This window comes from Caballeronia arvi, assembly GCF_001544695.2.
Taxonomy (GTDB): Bacteria; Pseudomonadota; Gammaproteobacteria; order Burkholderiales; family Burkholderiaceae; genus Caballeronia; species Caballeronia arvi.
Window position 1 is genome coordinate 126358 of sequence record NZ_FCOM02000018.1, and the last position, 16100, is coordinate 142457.

14 protein-coding genes, 1 rRNA gene and 1 pseudogene are annotated in these 16100 nt (G+C 64.5%); 3 read left to right on the forward strand and 13 right to left on the reverse strand.

The features are described 5' to 3' along the window. Positions 1-167: 167 nt before the first annotated feature. Both AWB74_RS46455 and AWB74_RS21020 read left to right on the forward strand, forming a co-directional pair. On the forward strand, positions 168-335 hold the full coding sequence (locus AWB74_RS46455) for a hypothetical protein (protein WP_160110294.1): 168 nt from the start codon (positions 168-170) through the stop codon (positions 333-335). 254 nt (positions 336-589) lie between these two features. Then, a complete protein-coding gene (locus AWB74_RS21020; RefSeq protein WP_008352793.1) occupies positions 590-751 on the forward strand; it encodes a DUF1328 family protein in 162 nt (53 codons plus the stop codon). A gap of 61 nt (positions 752-812) precedes the next feature. Here the strand turns inward: AWB74_RS21020 and AWB74_RS21025 are convergent, their stop codons facing one another. From AWB74_RS21025 to AWB74_RS21060, 8 genes are all read right to left on the reverse strand, one after another. After that, positions 813-1931: a diguanylate cyclase gene (locus AWB74_RS21025; protein WP_096032025.1), complete on the reverse strand. Its 1119-nt coding sequence runs from the start codon at positions 1929-1931 to the stop codon at positions 813-815. A 34-nt stretch (positions 1932-1965) separates the two neighbouring features. Then, on the reverse strand, positions 1966-2949 hold the full coding sequence (gene cheB / locus AWB74_RS21030) for a chemotaxis response regulator protein-glutamate methylesterase (RefSeq protein WP_061148657.1): 984 nt from the start codon (positions 2947-2949) through the stop codon (positions 1966-1968). Continuing rightward, positions 2946-5216 carry a hybrid sensor histidine kinase/response regulator gene (locus tag AWB74_RS21035; protein WP_061148658.1) on the reverse strand — a complete coding sequence of 757 codons (2271 nt, stop codon included), beginning with the start codon at positions 5214-5216 and terminating at the stop codon, positions 2946-2948. The genes cheB and AWB74_RS21035 overlap by 4 nt, the downstream gene beginning before the upstream one ends. Next, complete coding sequence (locus AWB74_RS21040; RefSeq protein WP_061148659.1) at positions 5213-5908, reverse strand: chemotaxis protein CheW; 696 nt, start codon at positions 5906-5908, stop codon at positions 5213-5215. The genes AWB74_RS21035 and AWB74_RS21040 overlap by 4 nt, the downstream gene beginning before the upstream one ends. Next, the gene (locus AWB74_RS21045; protein ID WP_061148660.1) at positions 5905-7215 is read right to left on the reverse strand and encodes a CheR family methyltransferase; all 1311 of its coding nucleotides are present in this window, start codon (positions 7213-7215) and stop codon (positions 5905-5907) included. The genes AWB74_RS21040 and AWB74_RS21045 overlap by 4 nt, the downstream gene beginning before the upstream one ends. Next, positions 7212-7682: a chemotaxis protein CheW gene (locus AWB74_RS21050; RefSeq protein WP_061148661.1), complete on the reverse strand. Its 471-nt coding sequence runs from the start codon at positions 7680-7682 to the stop codon at positions 7212-7214. The genes AWB74_RS21045 and AWB74_RS21050 overlap by 4 nt, the downstream gene beginning before the upstream one ends. Before the next feature lie 14 nt (positions 7683-7696). Beyond that, positions 7697-9262, reverse strand: a complete 1566-nt coding sequence (locus tag AWB74_RS21055) for a methyl-accepting chemotaxis protein (RefSeq protein WP_407642454.1) — start codon at positions 9260-9262, stop codon at positions 7697-7699. Between the two features lie 186 nt (positions 9263-9448). Further along, positions 9449-10588: an MBL fold metallo-hydrolase gene (locus AWB74_RS21060; RefSeq protein ID WP_061148663.1), complete on the reverse strand. Its 1140-nt coding sequence runs from the start codon at positions 10586-10588 to the stop codon at positions 9449-9451. Positions 10589-10971: 383 nt separating this feature from the next. On the opposite strand from AWB74_RS21060, the gene AWB74_RS21065 reads away from it, so the two are divergent. After that, the gene (locus AWB74_RS21065; RefSeq protein ID WP_235024641.1) at positions 10972-11238 is read left to right on the forward strand and encodes a hypothetical protein; all 267 of its coding nucleotides are present in this window, start codon (positions 10972-10974) and stop codon (positions 11236-11238) included. A gap of 27 nt (positions 11239-11265) precedes the next feature. Here AWB74_RS21065 and AWB74_RS21070 read toward each other — a convergent pair. The 5 genes and pseudogenes from AWB74_RS21070 to rrf all read right to left on the reverse strand — a co-directional run bounded on the left by AWB74_RS21070 (position 11266) and on the right by rrf (position 15920). Continuing rightward, a pseudogene (locus tag AWB74_RS21070) lies at positions 11266-12032 on the reverse strand (SDR family NAD(P)-dependent oxidoreductase). 10 nt (positions 12033-12042) lie between these two features. Beyond that, on the reverse strand, positions 12043-13827 hold the full coding sequence (locus tag AWB74_RS21075; RefSeq protein ID WP_061148665.1) for an IlvD/Edd family dehydratase: 1785 nt from the start codon (positions 13825-13827) through the stop codon (positions 12043-12045). 80 nt (positions 13828-13907) lie between these two features. After that, positions 13908-14948, reverse strand: coding sequence for a LacI family DNA-binding transcriptional regulator (locus AWB74_RS21080; protein WP_061148666.1), 1041 nt, complete (start codon positions 14946-14948; stop codon positions 13908-13910). Between the two features lie 31 nt (positions 14949-14979). After that, a complete protein-coding gene (locus AWB74_RS21085) occupies positions 14980-15630 on the reverse strand; it encodes a hypothetical protein (RefSeq protein WP_061148667.1) in 651 nt (216 codons plus the stop codon). A gap of 177 nt (positions 15631-15807) precedes the next feature. Beyond that, a 5S ribosomal RNA gene (gene rrf / locus AWB74_RS21090) occupies positions 15808-15920 on the reverse strand. Positions 15921-16100 lie beyond the last annotated feature (180 nt).

Genomic DNA, 16100 nt, shown 5'->3' on the forward strand with positions numbered 1-16100 from the left:
TTCTTTCTCATCAACGATGTTCGTCCACCTTGCCGCCCGAACGGTCGCGTGATCCTTAAGCGATCCTTTAAGGCGGCGTTTTCAGCCCGGCGCGTACATGCCTTGCTAGTCCGTTGGTTCGCGCCGAATCGTCGGTGCGGCTTTGAAATCTGTCCAAGGAGTACGCCATGTCTGGAGCCAATCGCCCATCCGGTCCCGCCACGCGCAAATCCCTCGACCTGGCTGATCAGATCGAACGCGATGAATTGGAGAACAACCTGCCGGATGCGCTCAGCAACGTCGACGACGATGACGACGACGATGATTCCGACTCCGATCGCACACTAGGCCGTTAGCCTCGACAGCCGGGCCCGTCGCGCCGCTGGAGGCGCGATCCGCGACGCCGCAATGCCCGATGGGTTTGCGGCGTTTTTGCATGCAGTGCGCGGCCGATGCGTTGGGCACGGCCGTTGCTTTAAGCGACATGCCGCGCGGCGCACAGGCCATAAGCGAGACGATGTACGCGCGGTGAAAACCTGATGAGCGAAGCGGCGGCGGCATCAGTCCGCGTGCGAATCGATCGATCAACCGTTCCCCACGGGAGGGCTTCATGCTTCGTTACGCTGTCATCTTCTTCATCATCGCGATCATCGCGGCCGTCTTCGGCTTCGGCGGAATCGCAACGGGCGCGGCGGAAATCGCCAAGATTCTGTTCTTTATCTTTATCGTGATCTTTCTCGCGACGCTGCTGCTCGGGGTGTTCAGGCGATGAGGGATTGGTTGATGTAAAAACAAAACGCGCGGTTTCGAAGGCCGCGCGTTTTTGTATCGCTTCAAGTAATGATCACCCGATTCTTCCCATCCCTCTTCGCGCGATAAAGCGCGAGATCCGCCGCCTCGACGATCTGCTTCGACGCATCCTCGTGCATCGCCGTTTGCGTCGCGCCGCCGATGCTGATCGTCACGCGCCCGCTCGCCGAGCCGGTATGCGGCACGTTGAGCGATTCCACCGCGATGCGAATCTTCTCGCCGAGCAGGCGCAACCCCGGCGCCGACGTCGAGAGCAGCACCACCGCGAACTCCTCGCCGCCGAAGCGCGCCGCAAGATCGGTGGGACTGGCGAGACTCGATTCGATCGTATGCGCGATGAGCTTCAGGACGTCATCGCCGGCGACGTGGCCATAGGTATCGTTGTACGACTTGAAGTTATCGACATCGATCATCAGGAAGCCGATGGCCGCATGCTCGCGCACCGCACGGCGCCATTCCGCATTCAGGTAATCATCCAGACGACGACGGTTCGACAAACCCGTCAACCCGTCCGAGTGCGTCAGCCGCTGCAATTCCAGATTCGTTTCGAGCAGCTTCTGCTGCGACTGACGCAGCGCGCGATATGCCTCGTCGCGCTGCAACAGGTTCTGATACGAACGCGAGTGATAGCGCACGCGCGCGACGAGCTCGATCGTATCGGGCAGCTTCACCAGATAATCGTTCGCGCCCGCAGCAAACGCCGCGCTCTTGATGCGCGGCTCTTCCTTCGTCGAGAGCACGATGATCGGGATATCGCGCGTCGCCGGATGCTCGCGATACTGGCGCACGAGCGTCAGGCCATCGACGCCGGGCATCACGAGATCCTGCAGGATCACCGTGGGCCGGGTTTCCTGCGCGGTGCGCAGCGCCTCTTCAGGATTCGCGCAGTAATGCAGATCGACGTTCGGCTCGTCCGCGAGCGCGCGACGCAAAGCCTCCGCGATGATCGCCTGATCGTCCACGAGTAGGACCATCACCGGCAGCTCGGCGGCGGGCGGCGCGTTCAGCGCGGCCGCGAGCAGCTCGGACACGGCGCGCTCGTCCGCCATCGCACGCGTGCCCGCGCGCTCGATGCTCGCCGCGGCCGCTGCCGCCGCCCGTTTCGCGCGCTCGGCCAGCGGGTCGGGATGAGGAAATTCCATGAACGTGTCCTTGATCGATGATGGTTCGATGATGTCAGTCGAATGCCCTGGCGATCGCATCGGCGATACGCGGCAACGGCAGTATCGAGACGGCCGCATCGAGCGCGGCCGCGGCCTTCGGCATGCCGTAGACGGCGCTCGTCGCCTCGTCCTGCGCGATCGTGTGATACCCCTTCGCGCGCATCGCCTTCAGGCCGATCGCGCCGTCGCGGCCCATGCCGGTCAGCAGCACGCCCAGCGCGCGTCCCATCCAGCGCTCGGTCACGCTCTGAAAGAACACGTCGACGGAAGGCCGGTAAGGCAATTGCTCGGGATGCGCGGTGTAGCCGAGGCGCGCGGCATCGGCGAAATGCAGATGATCGTTGGTCGCGGCGAGCAGCACGACGCCGGGCGCGGGCTTGTCGCCTTCGCGCGCGACGCGCACCGGCAGCGCCGATTGCGCATCGAGCCACTGCGCCATGCCCTCGGCGAACGCGCGGTCCACATGCTGCACGATGACGGTCGCCGCGGCGAAGTCCTTCGGCAACGCGCCGAGCACGGTTGCGAGCGCCGACGGTCCGCCCGCCGATGCGCCGATCGCGACCAGACGCGCTGCGCTTTTGGGCGGAATCGACACGCCCGACGACGCAAGCCGCGCGCCGATCTGATCGATCTTCGCGATCAGCGCCGCCGCGCCGCGACGCGCATCGCTGCCCGCGAGCGCGGGTGTATCGACGGCGTCGAGCGCGCCCGCGCCCATCGCCTCATAGACGCGCCACGCGTTCGCGCCGACATCGACGGTCACGACGAGAATCGCGCACGGCGAGCGCGCCATGATGGTCCGCGACGCCTGCACGCCATCGACGTTCGGCATCACGAGATCCATCAGCACGACATCGGGCGTCTGCGCCGCGCAGTAGTCGATGGCCTGCTGGCCGTCGTGCGCGATCCAAGCGATCTCAAAGTCGGGCCGCGCCGCGAGCGCGCGCCTCAGCGCTTCGACGGCCAAAGGCACATCGTTGACGATGCCGATCTTCATGATCTTGCCTCGCCGATGAGATCGCGCACCGCGTCGATGAGCGCCTGATCGTGAAAGCTGCCTTTCGCGAGGTAATAGTCCGCGCCCGCATCGAGGCCGCGCTGACGGTCTTCCGCGCGATCCTTGTACGACACGATCATCACAGGCATTGCGCTCAAGTGCGCATCGCGCTTGATGAGCGTGACGAGCTCGATGCCATCGAGACGCGGCATGTCGATATCGGTGATGACGAGATCGAAATCCGCGCCGCGCACCGCGTTCCAGCCGTCCATGCCATCGACCGCGACGGACACGTCATAGCCGCGTGAGGCGAGCAGCTTGCGTTCGAGTTCGCGCACGGTCAGCGAGTCGTCGACGACGAGCACGCGCTTCGCGCTCACGACGCTCGCACGCGCCGCGCTCGCGCCCACGCGCCCGAGCTCGCCGCTGCCGACGAGCTTTTCGACGGAACGCAGCCAGTCGTCGGGATCGGCGATGAGCAGCGGATCGCCGTTCTCCATCAGCGCGCCCGCCGCGATGTTGCGCACCTTGCCGAGCCGCTTGTCGAGCGGCTGCACGACGAGCATGCGCTCTCCGAGAAAGCGATCCACGACGACGCCGTAACTCGCCGCGCCCTGCCCGATGACGACGACATTGAGCGCATCGCTCGCCGCTTCGAATGCGGCCGTCTGCAGGATCTGATGCGCGGTGACGAGGCCGACGCGCTTGCCATCGAACGAGAAATGCTGCTGGCCTTCGAGCGTATCGATGGCGCTCGCGGGCAGCACGAGCGTGCGCGCGACATGCGCGAGCGGCAGGCCGTAAGGCTCGCCCGCCACCTCGACGATCAGGCTGCGGATCACCGACAGGGTCAGCGGCAGTTGCAAGGTGAAGCGCGTGCCGGCGTGCGCTTCCTGCGTCACGCGCACGCTGCCGCGCACCTGCCGCACGACGTCCTGGACCGCATCGAGGCCGACGCCGCGGCCCGATACATCGGTGACGGCATCGCGCATCGTGAAGCCCGGCAGGAAGAGGAATTCGAGCAGCTCGGCTTCGGTGAGACGTGCGGCGGTCTCTTCGTTCGCGAGATGCTTGCGCACGACCGCGCGGCGCAGACCTTCGAGATCGACGCCCGCGCCATCGTCGGACACGCTGATGAAGAGCGAGCCCGCGCTATGACGCGCTTCGAGCGTGATCGTGCCGGTTTCGGGCTTGCCCAGCGCGCGGCGCAGCGACGGCTCCTCGATGCCGTGATCGACCGCGTTGCGCAACAGATGACCGAGCGGCGCGTCGAGCAGATCGAGAATGTCGCGGTCCACTTGCGTCGTCTCGCCCGCGATGACGAGGCGGATATCCTTGCCGAGCCCACGCGCGACATCGCGCACCATGCGCGCGAAGCCGCCGGTCGCATCGACGAAAGGACGCATGCGGCATGCGAGCGCTTCGTCGTAGATCTGCTGCGCGAGATGCGTCGAACGACGATCGAAGTTTTCCAACTCCGCGAGCCGCTCGCTCAGTTGTCGATGCGCTTCCGCCGTGAGACGGCGCACTTCGTCGAGCGAGGCGTGAGCGCGCGCATCGAGTTGTGTGGCGTTCGCTTCGGTCAGCGTTTCATGCAGACGGTCGAGCGCGCGGCTCGCGTCGTGCTGGATGCGTTTCACACGCAGCATCGATTGCGAAAATGGCTTCAGCCAGCGCGATTCGACCAGCGATTCGCCCGAATGACTCAGCAGGCGGTCGAGCGTGTCGGCACGCATGCGCAGCATGCGGGCGTCGTTTGTGCGTGACGGCGCTGCGGCTGGCTCGAGCGCTTCTTCTACCGGTGCCGCCAGCGTGAGTTCCTGCGAGAGATCGAGCGCTTCGAGCGCTACTTCGGGTACAACTTCCTTGCCTTCGAGACGCGCGTTGAGCGCTTCGACGAAGGTATCCACTTCGCGTTCGAGCGCCGTTTGTGCGTCGATGTCGCGCGCCTCGCCGATCTGCACGATCAGATCGACGCCGCGCAACAACATGTCGATATGCCCCGCATCGAGCACGACGCGCCCGTCCTGTGCCGCGACGAAGCAATCCTCCATCACATGCGCGAGCGTCACACCGACCGGCACGCCGACCACCCGCGCCGCGCCCTTCAGCGAATGCGCGGCGCGCATGCACGCTTCGAGCGTGACGGGATCGCGCGGCGCCCGTTCGAGCGCGATGAGGCCATCGGAAAGAATCTGCGCCTGGCCACGCGCCTCTTCCTGAAAGAGCTCGAGCAGCGATGCGCGGCCGGGATCGATGCTCGTCATGCGAGACTCCGGTTCAGGCTGTCGATGAGACGATCCGCGTCGAGCAGGCCGACGGTCGCGTCCTTGAATGCGGCGACCGCATGCGCGTGCGACGACAGGCGTTGCGCGAGCGTCGCGGGCACCGGCTGAAGTTGCGCGCGCGTGAAGCGATGCACGCCATCGACGGCATCGGCGGGAAAGGCGATCGGACCTTCGTGCTCGCCGTTGCCGCGCTGCATGACGATGAGACGCCCGAGTTCGCGGGCATCGATCGACGCACTTTTCAAGGCACTTTCGCTTGCTTCGATACCGAAAAGCCGCGCCAGCGACGCGCACACGATCAGCCGTCCGCGTACGTTCGCGACGCCCAGCACCGCGCGATGCCGCCGATGCGGCAGCGAATGCACCGGACGCAGTTGCGCCACTTGCGCGCAAACATTAGTTGGTAGTCCAATCCATTCGCCGCCGATGCGAAACACGAGGCAGGAGAGCGTGTCGGCTTCGCTGTCGTCGCGCCTGATATTCGACGATGTAACGATCGTCGTGCGCGCTTCGACGCGATCGAGCACGCGCGACGCGGCTTCATCGTGCGCCGGGCAATTGCGGCAATGCACGTAGCGTTCGAGCTTCGGGCACGACGCATCGCCACGCACGCCGATGCGGTTCCAGCAATCGTCGATATCGATCGTGATCTTGATGTCGCGGGCGTTCATCGCGCGCTCCCTGTGACGCGTTCCGCGCGCGCAAGCAACAGACGCGCGCCGCTTTCATCGCCGTCGAGCGAAAGGCATGCGGCGAGATGCGTGAGCGCTTCGCGATGCGCGGGATCGAGATACAGCGCGCGACGATAATGTCCGCGCGATTCATGCTGCTCGCCGCGCGCATCGGCGATGACGCCGAGCAGATAGTAGGCATCCGCGTTCGACGGATGCGCGCGCAGATAGTCGCGCGCGGCGAGCGCGGCGGCATCGAGCCGACCGGCATCGGCGAATGCGCGTGCCTCTGCGAGACTCTTCACCGGCTCGATTTGCACCGGCGCTGCTTCGCGCGGCTTCGCAACGACGGGCATCGCGCGAACGACAGGCGGCGCGCTCGCCCACGCGGGCAAGACGAACGGCGCTGGCGTCTTCACGGCGGGCATGCCTGGAACACCCGGCCACGTGCCATTGAAGACATTCGCGCTCGCACGCTCGGGCCGATTGAACGCGAACGCGAGCGGAATGTTCGCGGAACTCATGCCCTCGCGCATCAGAAGCCCCGTTTCCGCCGGACCGACGAACAGCGTGCCGCCTTGCGCGAGCAGTCCATCGAGCACGCGCAGCACGGCGCACTGCGTATCGCGATCGAAATAGATCAGCACGTTGCGGCACAGAATGAAATCGAAGTGCTCGAATGCGTGCGAGTCGAGTTGCAGCAGATTCGCCTGCGAAAAGCGCACGCTTTGCGCGACGGCGGGATCGAGCTGCCAACCGCCATCGGCTGCGCGGAAATGACGGTCGCGAAAATCGAGCGCGCGTCCGCGAAACGCGTTGCGCCCGTAATGCGCGCGTCGTGCGATGGCGAGCGCGCGCTCGCTCACATCGATCGCATCGATGGTGAAGCGATCGGCGGGCATGCCCGCTTCGATCAGCGCCATCGCGATCGTATAGGCTTCCTCGCCCGTCGAGCACGGCGCGCTCAGCACGCGAACGGGCTTCGCGGGACGTTCGTGCAGACGCACGCGCGCAAGACGCGCGAGCGCGGCAAAGGCTTCGGGATCGCGAAAGAACCATGTTTCCGGCACGACCACCGCTTCGATCAGCTCCTGCATGCGCGACGGGTCTTGCGTGACCGCGCGATAGTAATCGTCGAGCGTGCCGCCGTCCCGATCGCGCCACAGGGTGTAACGTTCGCGCACCGCGCGCGACACCGAATTCGCGCCGATCGACTCGGCATCGAGCCCGATCGTCCGATGCAGCAGTTCGATGAAGCGGCCGATGCCGGACGACTCGTCGGCGAAGGCACTCGGCAGCGCGCTCATGCCGCGCTCCCGGCGAAGAGCAGCGCCTGCACGTCATCGGGCAACAGATGCTCGATGCGCACCCATTGCAGCAGCCCGGAATCGTCGCGCGTGAGCGGGCCGAGATAGCGCGCGTGCGGTGTGTCGATGCCCGCGCCGCTGAACGAAGCGGCATCGAACGTGACCGTGCGCGTCGCCTGTTCGAGCAGAAGACCGAGCCGATGATGCGTCGTCACGCCCTCTTCGTCACGCCGCGCATAAGCGACGAGCGCGAGCCGCGTCGACAGCCTTTCATGCGAGGCACGCGCGAGCGCAAGCGCCGCGATGTCGATCACGGGCACGCTCGCGCCTTCGTAATCGAGCACGCCTGCGACCCATGCGGGCGCACCCGGCAGTGCCTTCAGCGGCGCGAGCGGCAACATGCGCTCGATCTGCGAGCTGTCGAGCAGATAGCGGTCGGAGCCGAGCGAGAACTGGACGAAGAGCATCGCGGCGCGCCTGTTTAAGCAGCCACCTTGAAGCGCGACACGCCCGTGCGCAAGCCGTTGGCGACATGCGTGAGGTCGTCGATTGCCTGCGTCGACTGGCGCAGCGATTCGGCCGTCTGCTGCGCGGCTTCCGACAGTTGCGACAGCGCCTGCGAAATCTGATCCGCGCCGGTGGCCTGCGTCTGCATGCCTTCGTTGATCATCGACACGCGCGGCGCGAGCGTCTGCACCTGATGGATGATCTGCGACAACTGCCCGCCCACCTGCTGCACGTCGAGCATGCCGCGGCGCACCTCCTCGGAGAACTTGTCCATGCCCATCACGCCCGCGGCGACGGCCGATTGAATCTCCTTCACCATCTGCTCGATATCGAACGTGGCGACGGCCGTCTGATCCGCGAGACGGCGAATCTCCGTCGCAACGACCGCGAAACCGCGCCCGTATTCACCTGCCTTCTCGGCTTCGATCGCCGCGTTCAGCGAGAGCAGATTGGTTTGATCCGCGACTTTCGTGATGGTTGCGACGACCTGATTGATGTTGCCCGCCTTCTCGTTCAGGATCGCGAGCTTGCCGTTCACCGAGCCCGCCGCTTCCATCACGAGGCGCATGGTTTCTTCCATGCGCGTGAGCCCCGCCTGACCGGTGCCCGCGAGCGTCGCCGATTGCTCCGCGACACCCGACACTTCGTTCATCGTGCGCACCAGATCGCGCGCGGTCGCGAAGATTTCACGCGATGTCGCGCCGATTTCCGTCGTCGTCGCGGCGGTTTCGCTGGCGGTGGCCTGCTGCTCGCGAGCGGTCGCGGCAATCTCCGACACCGATGTCGTCACCTGCACCGCCGATTTCTGCGCCTGGCTGACAAGACCCGTGAGTTCGTCGGTCATGCGGTTGAAGCCCGCTTCAAGCGTGCCGAATTCGTCGCGGCGTGCAAGCGCGAGGCGCTGCGTGAAGTCGCCGGTGCGCATCTTGTCGACGACATCGACCATGCGCAGCATCGGCACGGTGAGCGCCTTCATCAGCATGAAGCCGAGCACCGCCGCCGACGCGATCGCGGCCAGCATGATGACGATGAGCGTGATCTCCGACTTCTGCACCGAACCGCGGATGCTCTCGATCGACTTCGCGTTGAAGGTCTCGTTGTGATCGACGAGCGCGCGCGTCGCGGTCTGCCCCGCTTCCCATACCGGCGTGAGGCGCGTGTTGAACGTCGCGACGGCGGCGTCCTTCGAGCTCGCGAGCTCGCGCAGCGTCTGGTCCTGAATCGGGGCGTAGAGATCGCGCTGGCGCTTGAAATCGTTGAAGAGACGGCGGTCGTCTTCTTCGAAGATCGTGGGCACGTAGGTGTCCATCAGCTTGTCGAGGGTCGCGCGCGTTTCGGCGAGACGCTGCGTGTCGCGGCGCGTCTGCTCCGCGTCTTTGTCGATGAAGACGAGCCGCTGGGTGATCGTGTAGTGCTCGAACCACGCGGCGCGCATATCGTTCGACAGCGCGAAGCCGAGCATCGAATCGTCTTCGAGGCTCTTCGCTTCGCGGTCGATACCGCCGAGCAGCGTGTACGACAGTGCGGCCATGACGAGCATCAGCGAAAGAATGACGCCGAAGCTGGCCAGAATGCGATGGCGAATGGACAGTTGCTTCACGCGATGAGCCCTATCAGTGAATAAAGTCGATTGCGCAACGCGCGCAACCGCGAGCGCGCCCCGACGGTGAGGCGTCTCAATTGTAGGATGAATTTCGGCGCGTAGAAGCCGCGCTGCCAGTCCGTGTTATCGGCCGATTGTGGCCGCGCTTGAGTTCGGCATGTCGAGGTGAATCATTTCGCCGTATTTCAGCACGGTGAACGCGTCCGCGGGCAGGCCGGCGTTGCGCGCGGCCTCGGCGAGACGGCGCGGCGGCTCGTCGAGCGGCTCGTCGGTCAGTTCGAACGAACCCCAGTGAATGCCGATCGCTTTCTTCGCATGCACGTCTTCGAAGATGCGCACGGCTTCTTCCGGATCGACGTGCTGCGCGTGCATGAACCAGCGCGGATCGTAGGCGCCGATCGGAATCAGCGCGAGATCGAAACCGCCGAAGCGCGCGCCGATATCGCGGAAATCCGGCGAATAGCCGGTGTCGCCCGCGAACCAGAACGAATACGGATGCGCCGCGCCCGCCGGCGTCTTCACGACCCAGCCACCCCACAGCGTTTCCGCACGGTCGAACGGCGTGCGCGCGGACCAGTGCTGACTCGGAACGAACCAGATGTTCAGTCCCGCGGCGTGGGTTTCGTCGCTCCAGTCGAGCTCTTCGACGTTCGTCACGCCGATATCGTTCATCCACTTCCCGATGCCGAGCGGCACGAGAAAGCGCGGCGGGCCGCCCGCTTGCCGGTTGAGCGCCTCGATGCTCGGTTTGTCGAGATGGTCGTAGTGATTGTGCGAGATCAGGACGATATCGACATGCGGCAGCTCATCGATCGTGAGGCCGGGCGGCGTCTTGCGCTTGGGGCCCACGAACGAGAACGGCGAGGCGCGTTCGGAGAACACCGGATCGGTGAGGATGTTCACGCCGTCGAGCTGCACCAGCGCGCTCGCATGACCGATCCACGTGAGCGTATCGGCGGTGCGGTTCGCCTTGAGCCATGCGATATCCGGATGCGCCATCGGAAAGCGATAGCCATTCGCGGGCGGCTTCGGCAAGCCTTGCGTGAAGCGCTCCCAGCGCCACTTCAGAAACGATTCGCGCGGCAGGTGGCCGTAGTTGTTTTCGAAGCCCGATGTGGTGTGCTTCGCGTGATGCAGCGGTCGCGGCGGCTCTGGCTCCTGCAATTGCGTCGCGGGCGCGGCTTCTTCGCTTCGCGCGGGTGTGCCCGACGAGCAGCCGGCAAGCAACGCGAGCACGCATAGCGCGATGTGAGAGCGTCGCATGAGCGCATCGGCTGAAAAAGAAGACAAAAGGTGCATGTTTTGAGCAAAGGCATGCCGCATCGGGTCTTTGATTGTACGAAATGCACGCGAAAGCGTCTTTGCGCGATTTTTTCGCCGATGGTGCAAACGGGCGCCGCCGCGCCGCATAAGGCGAGTCAGACATTTGAGCGCTGGTCGGCCCACTTCTTGCATTGCCTCGCCCCGGCGCTGAAAAAGAATAAGTGCTGTCGAAAAACCAATCGCGACGCGCGCTCCTTGTTTCGATGCGGTCATCGCATTCGAGCACGTAGCACGCCAGCGTGACAGACGGGGGCTTCATGGGTAGCAGTCAAAGAGAACACGCAGTACGCACATTCAACCCGCAATTGCATACGATGCACGCGATGCTGGTATCGCGCTCCGCCTCGCACGTCGCGAGCGCCTTGCGACCCGAAGGCCGCGACGAGGCGCTAGCCGAAGGCATCGCCGAGGTCATCGCGCATTGCGGGCATGCCGGGCTGGGCCTCTTTCTCGCCGCGGTCTGGCATTGGCTCGATGAACGCGGTTACCACGAAGCGGCGGATGCCGTGCAGCATCACATCGAAAGCGGCACGATGCCGACGCTCAAGCCGACGACGAAGCTGTCGCGCCGGCGTGACGCGCGCATCTGAGCCGGACCGCTTGCGTTTCGTGACGCGTCAAGTACCGAACCACCCCGCATCGACGTAGTAGTCGCGCGCGGTGCAGCGTGCCGCATCGTCCGATGCAAGGAACAGCACCATGCGCGCGACGTGTTCCGGATCGATCCGTTCATGCAGGCATTGCTGCGCGATGAGCTTCGCCTCGCTGTCCGGCGACTGCCAGAGCTTCATCTGACGCGGCGTGCGTACGGCGCCGGGAATCACGGTGTTCACGCGAATCCGTGTTCGCCGAGCTCGCGTGCGAGGCCGCGCGTGAGTCCTTCGATCGCGGCCTTCGCGGTCATGTAGAGCGTCAGATCGGGCAGCGCGAGATGCCATGAAATCGAGCCCATGTTCACGATTGCGCCGCGCTTGCTCGTACGCATGCGCTTCGCCGCGGCCTGCGCGCAGAAGAACTGATGCCGCAGGTTCACGGCCATGCGCTCGTCCCAGTACGCGGCGCTCACGTTGTCCCAGTGATGACGGTCGTCGCTCGCGGCGTTGTTGACGAGCACGTCGATGGAACCGGCATCGTTCGCGATGTCATCGAAGACTTTGTCGATCGCGTCCGCATCGCGGAGATCGCAATGCAGAAACCGGGGCGCGTGCTTTTCTTTCGACAACGTCTGTTCGAGCTGGCGCGAATCGGCTTCGGCGACATCGATGAAAAACACGCGCGCGCCCTGCTTCGCGAATGCCTCGACGATCGCCGCGCCGATGCCGCTGCCGCCGCCCGTCACGACGACACGCTTGTCCGCAAGACTCGGATAGATGGCGTAGGACATGGCAGCTCGCTCAATGTGAATGGCGCGGATTGCCGCGCTCTTCGATCACCTTCAGATAGAGCGTTGCGGGTTCGAGGCAGCCGCCTGTCGATAGTTGCCCCACCGTCTGCCGATACAACTCCTGCCACGGCGTCTGCGCCACCGGCACGGCAAATGCCGATTGCGCGCGACGGCTTTCCAGCTCGGCTTCATCGAGCAGCACATTCACGCTGCGCGCGTTCAGGTCGACGCGAATCCTGTCGTTCGTGCGCAAAAGCGCGAGGCCACCGCCGACCGCCGCTTCCGGCGACATGTTCAGAATCGACGGGCTCGCGGACGTGCCGCTCTGCCTTCCGTCGCCCATGCAGGGCAGCGAGTCGATGCCGCGCTTGATGAGCTCGGCGGGCGGCGCCATGTTCACGACTTCCGCGCTGCCCGGATAGCCGACCGTGCCGCAACCGCGAATCACGAGAATGCAATGCTCGTCGATATCGAGCGCGGGATCGTCGATGCGTGCGTGATAGTCCTCGGGACCATCGAACAGGATCGCGCGCGCCTCGAAGGTGTTTTCCGCGCCAGGCTCGCTCAGATAGGTCTTCGTGAACGCTTCGCCGACGACCGACATCTTCATGATGGCGCTATCGAAGAAATTGCCCGACAACACCATGAAGCCCGCACTGTGTTTCAAGGGATCGTCCGCCGTGCGGATGACTTCGTGGTCGGCCGCGGGCGCGTCGCTCGCGATCTCGCCGATCGTGCGGCCCGATACGGTCAGGCACTCGCGCTTGATGAGCCCCGCTGCGTCGAGTTGCCTGATGACCGCAGGCACACCGCCCGCGCGATGAAAGCTCTCGCCGAGATACTCACCCGCGGGCATGCAGTTCACGATGAGCGGCACTTGCTCGCCATGACGCTGCCAGTCTTCGAGACTCAATTCGATGCCCATGTGCCGCGCAATGGCGATCAGATGCGGCGGACAGTTCGTCGATGCGCCGAGCGCGGACGCCACCACGATCGCGTTGATGAACGCATCGCGCGTCATGATGTGCGACGGCTTCACATCGTCACGCACCATATCGACGATGCGCTTGCCGGTCGCATACGCCATCTGTCCGCGCTCGCGATACGCGGCCGGAATGCTGGCGCACGTCGGCAGCGACATGCCGAGCGCTTCGGCGAGACTGTTCATCGAAAGCGCGGTGCCCATCGTGTTGCAGTGACCGATGGACGGCGACGAGGCGGTCGTCAGCCGCATGAAGCCTTCATAGTCGATTTGGCCCGCCGCAAGCAGATTGCGCGCATGCCAGATGACCGTGCCGGAGCCGACGCGCTTGCCTTCGTACCATCCGTCGAGCATCGGACCGCCCGAGAGCACGATCGCGGGCATGTCGACGGTGGCCGCCGCCATCAGACACGCGGGCGTGGTCTTGTCGCAACCGGTGGTGAGCACGACGCCATCAAGCGGAAAGCCATGCAGAATTTCGACGAGGCCGAGATACGCGAGATTGCGATCGAGCGCGGCGGTCGGCCGGCGGCTCTGTTCCGCGAGCGGATGCACGGGAAACTCCATCGGGATGCCGCCTGCATCGCGAATGCCGGCTTTCGTGCGCGCAGCGAGTTCGATGTGATGGCGATTGCACGGCGCGAGATCGCTGCCCGTCTGCGCAATGCCGATGATCGGCCGGCCCGACTGCAATTCCTCACGCGTGAGGCCATAGTTCATGAAGCGCTCGACGTAGAGCGCGGTCATGTCGGCGTGCGAGGGATCATCGAACCATTCCTGGCTGCGCAGGCGCTTCGGATTCTGTTGGGGCATGGGGTGTCTCCGTGTTTGATGGTACCGTTACCGGTAACATTCCGGTCGATATTAACACGCAATCGCCGCATTGCTTCGGCTCAGGCGCTTTCGCGCGGCACCACCGAATAGGCTACGCGCACGCGCTTGCCGGAGGGCCCGACGATGCCCTGTTCCCGCGCCTCCAGCGCGGCAAGCAAGGTCGCGCCGGTGCGCAGGCCGATGCCGTAGGCGTCGACGGAAATCGTCGTGATCGATGGCGTGCAGCACGCGGCGACTTCGAAATTGCCGAAGCCCGCAACGGCGATATCGTCCGGCACCGTCAGGCCGCGCCGGTGGCATTCCATTATCGCGCCGAACGCGGACATGTCGCTCACGCACATCACGGCTTGCGTGTCGGGCCAGGCGTCGAGCAGCGCGGCCATCGCCGGTCCGCCGTGACTCATCGTAATGGGAGAGTCGCCGAGACGAATGATGCGTTCGTCGTCGAGGCCGAGTGCTTTCATCTGTGCGCGGAAACCCTTCAGCCGATCCAGTCCGCGACGATCCAGCTCGCTCGCCCCGCCGATGAAACCGATGCGCTCGTAGCCGCGATCCGCGAGATAGCGCACCATCTCACGCGCCGCGCTGACGTTCGAGAAGCCGACGGCGGCGTCGATCGGATCGGAAGGCGCATCCCACATCTCCACGACAGGCACGCCCGAGCGGCGCAGCAGCGTGCGCGTCGCATCCGTATGACGTGATCCGGTCAGCGCGATGCAGCGCGGCTGATGACGCAGCATGGAGCGCACGAGCCGCTCCTCGCGGTCCAGATGGTAGTCCGTGTCGCCGATCAGCAGCTGCAGGCCATGCGGCTCCAGCGATGCGGAAAGCCCGCGCACGGTGTCGGAGAAGTTGGAACTCGCGAGCGACGGCACCAGCACGGCGACGAATTCCGAACGTCCGGACGATAACGCGCCCGCGGCGGCATCGGCGACGTAGCCGAGTTCGTCGATCGCCTTCTGCACGCGCTCACGCGTCGCCAGCGCGACGCTGTGGCCCGCGAGCACGCGCGATACTGTCATCTTCGAAACGCCGGCGAGACGCGCGACATCGGACATGCGCGGCGGGCCGGCGGAAGGATCGAAGGTGGATGTCGGCATGCGTTGGCTTTCGAAGCTGAGTCAGCGGTCTTCAGTCGACTCGGACCCAGCCGTCTTCGCGCTGTTCGAGGATGAGGTGGAGCTTGGCTTCGCCGGATTCGCGGTCGGCCGCGGTCACTTCGGGGAAAGCGCGTTTGATGTCGCGATCATCGGCCCACGGAGCCACGTTTTCGAGCTTGTACGTATAGGTGACGTCCGAGCGATGCGCGGTCGGATCGGGCTCCGTCCAGGCGACGACCTTGCCCAGTTTGACGTGCGCGTAGCAAAGCATCCATGCTCGCGGATCGTTCGTGGCGCTGGGATCACCGGCGGTCCTGGTCGTCTCCACCGCATACTTTTGCCCTTCGCCCGTCAGGCTGTATGCGATGCCGTTCTGTTTAGCGTTGGTGTTGGCGTTCGCCGGTGCCGTGGTCGCACGGGCGATGAGACCGCTTTTCTCGAGCGCGGCGAGTTGTTCGCGCAAGGCCGCGGACGAGTATTCGTTGAGGTCCCGGTTGCCATAGACCGACGGAAATGCGTACGGGCCTCGGCCGCTCCGATTCAGGCACAGCAAGCCGCGGTTGGTTTTCATGTCGGCGGAAATCGCGTCGCCCAGGCTGGACTCGCTTGCATCGTTCTTTTTACCGCAAGCCGCGACAAGCAACGCGGCACTGACGGCGGCAATCAACAGGCTCGTTCTCATATGCGCTCCGGGAAGGGTCGGCATGATGGGTACAACCTTTCGTTGCCATTTTACCGACAGAAACTGCGCAATCGGAGAAGGCATCGTGAGGGAATGAGCTTCTGTGATGCAAAGTGCGCGCCCGAACGCAAAAACCCCACCTTTTCGGGGTGGGGTTTTTGTTTTGCTGCATGAGGAGCCTGACGATTACCTACTTTCACACGGGAATCCGCACTATCATCGGCGTGGAGTCGTTTCACGGTCCTGTTCGGGATGGGAAGGGGTGGGACCGACTCGCTATGGTCATCAGGCATGACTTGTTGTTGCCTCGTCGTGTGACGCTGCAACCAATCTGGGAAGAAGCAGTATTGAATTCGGGTGGTGATCGTTGCACAACGACTCACTCAACCAGTACAAACACACTGGTTATAGGATCAAGCCTTACGGGCAATTAGTATCAGTTAGCTCAATGCATTACTGCACTTACACAC